Below are 6,144 nucleotides of genomic sequence, written 5' to 3'. Positions count from 1 at the left end.
GCCAGTGGCAGGCGCTGGGGCAGCTCGGGGAGGACCTGGGCGTCGAGGAACTGAAGGACCTCTCCGCCTCGCTCGCCCTGGTGGCGGACGACGGAGCCAAGGTCCGCGAGTCGCTGGCCTCCCGCGCGGAGACCATGCGCCACCGCGAACTGGCCGAGATCGAGGGCAGCGCGGGCGAGTTGGCGCTCCCCGGAGTCCTGCTGGGCCGGGGCGAACGCTTGCGCGACGCCACCCGCCGGGCCGTCACCGGCAAGCTGGGCGTCCCGGACGAGGCGGTGACCGCGACGGGCCAGCTCGCCATGTTCGACGAGCCGTCCCGCGACCCGCGCGGGCCGACGCTGTCGATCGCCCTGTGGGCCACGGTCCACCCCGCCCGCCAGGACGACGGCACGCCGACGTGGACGCCGCTGGACGACGTGCCGCCGCTGGCGTTCGACCACGACCGGATCGTCGCCGACTGCCGTCCCCTGCTGGCCGACCGCCTGTGGCGCGACCCGGTGTTCACCGCGGGCCTGCTCGGGCCGGAGTTCACCACGGCGCAGGCGTTGGACGTGACCGAGTCCCTCACCGGCGACCGCCCCTACCCCGCCAACCTCGGCCGCACGATGGACCGCGTGCCGGGCCTGGAGCGCACGGCCCAGCACGCGGCCGCGCTGCCCAAGGGCGGCCGTCCGCCGCTGGTGTGGCGCTGGGCGTCGCCGTGAGGCGGCGGCGGGTGATCGCCCTGCTCCTGATCGCGGCGGGCCTCTTCACGGCGGTCGCGGCCAGCCGGTCGTGGGTGCGCCAGGCCGACGAGCGGAGCCGGGCGAGATCCCTGCTGGCCCGCGCCGCCGAGCCGCAGCCCCCGGACGCCCCGGTGTCGGCGAGGACCCTGACCACGTTCGCCGAGCACGCGCTGGCCGACGCGAGGGGCATCCTCATGGTCGCGGCCCTGCTGACGCTGGTCGCCGTGCTCCTCGTCGGCGGCGGCGCCCTGCTCTACCGCCGCGCGACCCACCGGCCTCGACCGCGGGTGCTGGACGACCCTAGAGCGCCGGCCAGACGGTCAGGTAGAGGAACACCGCCAGCGCCACGGCCGCCAGACCCACCGACCCCATCTTGACCGGCGTCGGCCGTGCCATCACGAAACCGCTGCCGCCGAAGGCGATCGAGAAGATCCACAGCGGCGCGAGCCGGATCAGGCCGGTCTCGCTGATGTCGTCGAACGCGAACACGTAGATCACCGCGGCCTGGAGCACCCCGAACACCAGGCTCGTGACGGCGAACCCGCGCCCTTCCCCGCGTTGCCGCTCCAGGGCGACGGCCTCGCTCTCGGCCACGTACGCCGTCTGCAACGGGCTGAGCCGAGGTTCACGTCCTTCCGCCGTGGTCAGGACGCCCTGCGTCTCCTCCAGGTCCTTGCCCCGCATCAGGTACGACGGGTCGCCGTCGTGGTCGCGCCACTCGCGGGCCCGCACCAGCAGCCGGGTGTGGAACCGGACCCACTCCAGGTCCAGGTCCGCGGCCAGCACCAGCGCGTCGACCAGCTCGGCGAAGTCGTCCGGGGGTGGCGGCAGCAGCCAGTTGAGGCCGGCGACCACGCGGGGCACGTCCTCGGTGGGCGTCTCGCGGTGCAGGACGGGCACGATCCGCTTGCCCCCGGCGACCGCGAGGTCCAGTTCGGCGCGGCACACCTCCGACGCGACCGAGTCGGGGCTGATGACGAACACGAACACCTCGTTCGCGTCGATCGCCTCGGAGATCTCCCGCATCCACTGGGCCGAGGGCAGGATGTCCTCCCAGTCGACCCAGATCTCCTGGCCGCGCAACGTGAGGCGCTTGACCAGCCGACGGACGAACTCCTGGTCCTCGCGGGCGTAGGACATGAAGACGGTGGCCACGGAATCCCTTCGCTCGGACGGCGGGACGCCCGCCGGGGTCCGTGTATCGCGCGGTTCGCCCCGGCCGGTACCGAACGACCGGAGGTTCACCCGAACGTCGCACCGGGCTAACGGCCGTTCCACCGCCCGCGATTCCCTTCACGGGGAGAGGGGGTCGGACCGTGAAAACCGTTGCAGGACTTGGGCTCGCGGCGCTCCTGCTCGGGGCGTGCCAGGTCGCGGGCGTCGCCACGCCCGCCGCGGGCGACCCGGACTTCGCCGTCGTGGCGGGCGCCGACGGCGTCGCGCTGGTCGGCCAGGACTGGCTGGAACCGGTGTCCGGCCTGGACGGGCGGGACGCGGGGTACACCGGGGCGTTGGCCGTGCCGCTGGACGCGACCGGCGCGGTGGTGCTGGCGGGCGGACGGCTCGCCGTCGTGCGGCCGCACGTGCCGCCGGTGGTCGTCGACTGCGCGGACTGCTCGGGCATCGCCGTGACGCCCGACCTGGTCGTCACCACCCGCAAGAACTACACGCCCGGCAACGGGTTCGACCTGCTGCTCCTGCGGCACGACCTCACGCCGAGCCGGGTGGTGCGGGCCGAGCGGCTGGAGGAGCGGTCCACCACCGACTACCCCGGCGAGAACACCGCCTCGCCGGTCACCCTCGCGGCGGACGCCTCCGCGATCACCGTGGGCTATCTGGCCAGGGACGGCGGCGTGCGCCGGGGCCCGTCGATCGTGGCGCGGTACGGCCTCGACGGGAAGCTCCTCGCGTCCGCGTCCGTGGACGGCGTCCTCGGCAGGTCCGCCGTCTCGCCGGACGGGCGGCACATCGCCGTCGGGGTCGGCGGGTCCAGCGGGGCCTGCATCACCCTCTCGTCGCCGGTCGTCGTGGACACGGACTCGTTGCGGGTGCGCGCCTTCACCCCGGCGCTGCCCGGAAAGGCGCGGAGTTCCAGCACCTACACCTGGTTCTTCCTCACCGACCTGGTCTGGCGGGGCGGCGGACTGTCGGCGACCGGCCAGCTGCACGCGCCCCCGGAGGGCGAGACCTGCGACCCGAAGCCGGAGGTCTGGCGACGGGACTTCGACACCGCCACCGGGACCGTGGCCGACAGCACCGGCCAGGCGGCGACGCGGTGGAACGGCCCCGGCTGCGAGGACGTCCTGACGGCCAACGGCGACCACGAGAACCCGGCGCTCGTGCGGCGCTCCGGCGGCGTCGAGACCCGGCTCGGCGGCTACCACCAGATCACGCTCGGCAGGCCCCGCCCCGCGGATTGCCCCAGGCCATGACCGACGAGGGCTACGACGCCTTCATCAGCTACAAGCGGTCGTCGCACCTCGCCGCGCGCAGGCTCCGCGACGACCTGTACTCCGTCGCCAAGCGGCACCGGGGCGACGACGGCCTGCGGGTCTTCCTCGACACGGCGCACCTGCGGCCGGGGTCGCTCACCGCGGAGATCCGCGCCGCCGTGGAGAAGTCGCGGTGCCTCGTCGTGGTGCTGGACACCGAGACCGTCGAGTCGCCATGGGTGGCGGCCGAGATCGAGCACTGGCTGGCCACGGGCGGCACCCGTGACCGGCTGTTCCTGGTGCGGGTCGACGAGCGGCTCGACCTGGCCTGGGGCACGTCCGGATTCCGCTCCCCGCAAGGGATCCCGGCCCCGCTGCGCGACCTGTTCACCGTGGAGCAGAAGTGGGTCGACTACACCGCCCGCCCGCTGCTGCGGAGCCGGGACGGGATCGCGGGCCTGTGCTCGAAGCTGATGGACGTCGACCCCGCCGAGTACCTCCAGGAGGAGGCGATCTTCCAACGCAGGCGGACGCGGACGATCTCCGCCGTCGCCGTGGTGCTCGCGGTCGCCGTCGCCTTCGCGGTCGTCAACGCCGTGCGCGCCAACGACAGCGCGGCCGAGGCGCGGCGCAACGAGCGGGAGGCGCTCGCGCAGGCCGACGCCTCCGAGGCGTTGCTGGCCGCGGCGGACTCGCCGACCCTGGCCATCGGCCGGGCGTTGCGGGCGGCGAACACCAGCGGCAGCCCCACCGTGCGGTCGGCGATGCTGGCCGTGTCGCAGGCCAACCGCCGGTTGAAACGGGCGGTGGTCTACCCGGACACCGGCCACCCCGCCGACGGGGCGCGGTTCACCACCGACGGCACCCAACTGCTGGCGTGGGGCAAGGGCCGTGACGCGGGCACGTCGCACGTGCACGGGTGGACCGTGGCGACCGGCGCGACGGCCGTGGACACCACCGTCGACGCCTCGGACCTGCGGGACGTCGTCCGCTTGGGCGACGACCGGCTCGTCGCGTGCGCCGCGTCCGGGCCGGTGGTGGTCGACCTGGCCGCCGCGACGACGACCCGGCTCGACGGCGGCTCGGACTGCGAGGTCCACCAGTACGCCGACGGTGTGGTGCTGCACAGCGCGGGCACCGCCTACTCCGTGACCACGCGGGGAAAGGCGGAGCGGATCGACGGCGTCACGGCCGTGGCCGCGGACCTCCAGTCCCGCACGGCGGCCGTCGTCGGCCCCTCGGGCGTCACCCTGGTGACCGCCGCGGGACCCGTGCCCGTGACGACGACACCCGGTGTCTCCGTCAGCTCCGCGGACTCGCAGGGCTTCCTGGTCGGGTTCGACCGGACGCACTGGGGCGTGGCGGTGTTCCAGGACGGCGCGGCGGCCCTGCGCCAGGTCACCGTGCCCGACGTAGCGGCGGACGTGGCGCTGGTCCCCGGCCGGGACGATCTCGCGTGGCTGACCGACGACGGGGTCGTCGGCTGGACCCGCGACGACCGCACGACCACGCTCGCCGACGCCGCCGGGAGCTTCCAACGGCGCTTCGCCACGACCCTGGAACCCTTGTCCGGCGGCAGGTTCGCGGCCGTGCACCACAACACCGCGACGATCGTGACCGCCCCGACCGACACCGCGGGGTGGACGACCACCCCGGTCCGCAAGGGCGTGGGGCAGCCGGCGTCCGACGGCACGAACCCCGTCGTCGGCCGGTGCGGGCTGCTCGGGAAGGTGCTGCTGGGGATGTCCGAGTCGGGCTCGGTGCTCGTCGAGGGGACCTTGGAGGCCGTCGACGTCCCCGGCCACGGCGTGTTCACCGCGGGGTGCGACGTCGTGGCCACGGGCGACGCGCTGACCGCGCTGCCGTACACGCAGGCCGACGCCCCCGTCCTGCTCCGCGCGACGCTGGTCGCGGACTCGGTCGCGGTGTCGCCGAACGGCGCGCAGGTGGCCGTGCTCAAGGCGGGGTTCCCGATCGAGGTCCTGTCGACGCTGCCCACCTCCTCGCTGCCCCGGCCGTGGGACGTCACCCGGACCGAAGGCGGCGCGGTGGTGGCGTTCGGCGAGCGCGAGCTGCGCGTGTGGGCCGAGGAGTTCCTCAACTCGGGCACGTCCGGCGACGTGAGCCGGATCCCGGTCCAGCGCGGCACCGACCTGGTCGCGGCCAAACCGGACGGGACCGGCGCGGTGCTGGTCGAGGCTCGACCGGAACGACCGCTGCTCGTGGACGGGGCGACCGTCACGCCCGCGGCGGCGGTCTGCGCGGGCAAGCCCGTGACCTACCTGCCCCGCAAGGACTTCACCCGCTCGACCGCCGACGCGGAGGCGCAGATCCCCACCGCGCGAACGGGCTCGGGGACGGTCGTCGACTGCCGTGACGGCTCCGAGGTGGTGTGGGACCAGGGGCGCGAGGTCGTGGACTACGACGTCGGCGGCACGTCCGGGCGGCTCGTGACGCGGCTCGCGGGCCGGGTGTCGGTCACGACGTGGACGCGCGGGGACACGACCGGCCCGACCACGGTGGACGGGCCGCCGCTGCCCGCCGAGAACGGCGTGGTGTCGTTCGACCCGACCGGGCGGCTGGCCCTGGTCCACGAGGTCCGCGGCAGGCACCTGACCCTGTACCGCCGGGACGGCGAGACGTGGACGACGGCGTTGAGCATCCCGACCGGGCTGCCGGGGATCGCCGCCGCGCAGGTCGTCGACGGCGGGTCGCTGGTCCTCGCGCTCAGCCCCGACGGCGGGTTCGAGGTGTTCGACGTCGACACCGGTCGCCTCCTCGCCTCCGACCCGGTCCTCCTCACCTCGATCGCGCCGCACGACGTGGACGGGTTCTCCGCCCGCCGCGTCGGCGACCGGCTGTCCATCGGCGTGCGGACCGGCGGCAGCCCGTCGGCGTCGGCGGAGATCGCGATCCCGGTCGGGATTCCCGCGCTGAAGCGGCAACTCTGCGGACTCTTCGCGGCCGAGGAGTGCTAGGGCACATGT

Annotated in this window: 5 protein-coding genes; 4 read left to right on the top strand and 1 reads right to left on the bottom strand. The window is 74.5% G+C overall.

The window, feature by feature from the left end; translation table 11 throughout:
* Positions 1–80 precede the first annotated feature (80 nt).
* Together ACFWW9_RS24550 and ACFWW9_RS24545 are read left to right on the top strand one after the other, a co-directional pair.
* Entirely contained in the window at positions 81–704 is a 624-nt protein-coding gene (locus ACFWW9_RS24550; protein WP_390382258.1) for an NUDIX hydrolase, read from the top strand.
* 11 nt (positions 705–715) lie between these two features.
* Complete coding sequence (locus ACFWW9_RS24545; RefSeq protein ID WP_390382252.1) at positions 716–1,102, top strand: hypothetical protein; 387 nt, start codon at positions 716–718, stop codon at positions 1,100–1,102.
* Here ACFWW9_RS24545 and ACFWW9_RS24540 read toward each other — a convergent pair.
* A complete protein-coding gene (locus ACFWW9_RS24540) occupies positions 1,026–1,880 on the bottom strand; it encodes a toll/interleukin-1 receptor domain-containing protein (RefSeq protein WP_390382249.1) in 855 nt (284 codons plus the stop codon). The genes ACFWW9_RS24545 and ACFWW9_RS24540 overlap by 77 nt on opposite strands.
* Positions 1,881–2,041: 161 nt before the next feature.
* Here ACFWW9_RS24540 and ACFWW9_RS24535 point away from each other — a divergent pair, with 161 nt between their 5' ends.
* Together ACFWW9_RS24535 and ACFWW9_RS24530 are read left to right on the top strand one after the other, a co-directional pair.
* Entirely contained in the window at positions 2,042–3,157 is a 1,116-nt protein-coding gene (locus tag ACFWW9_RS24535; RefSeq protein ID WP_390382246.1) for a hypothetical protein, read from the top strand.
* Positions 3,154–6,135, top strand: coding sequence for a TIR domain-containing protein (locus tag ACFWW9_RS24530; protein ID WP_390382243.1), 2,982 nt, complete (start codon positions 3,154–3,156; stop codon positions 6,133–6,135). Before ACFWW9_RS24535 ends, ACFWW9_RS24530 begins: the two co-directional genes overlap by 4 nt.
* The last annotated feature ends 9 nt before the right edge of the window (positions 6,136–6,144 follow it).

Source organism: Umezawaea sp. NPDC059074, from assembly GCF_042738955.1.
Classification (GTDB): domain Bacteria; phylum Actinomycetota; class Actinomycetes; order Mycobacteriales; family Pseudonocardiaceae; genus Umezawaea.
Note: the sequence above shows the minus strand (reverse complement) of the source record. Positions and strands in the feature narration are given on the sequence as shown.

Excerpts from the sequence above, each read along its gene's own strand:
- ACFWW9_RS24530 (WP_390382243.1), top strand. The coding sequence starts at position 3,154 with ATGACCGACGAGGGCTACGACGCCTTCATCAGCTACAAGCGGTCGTCG.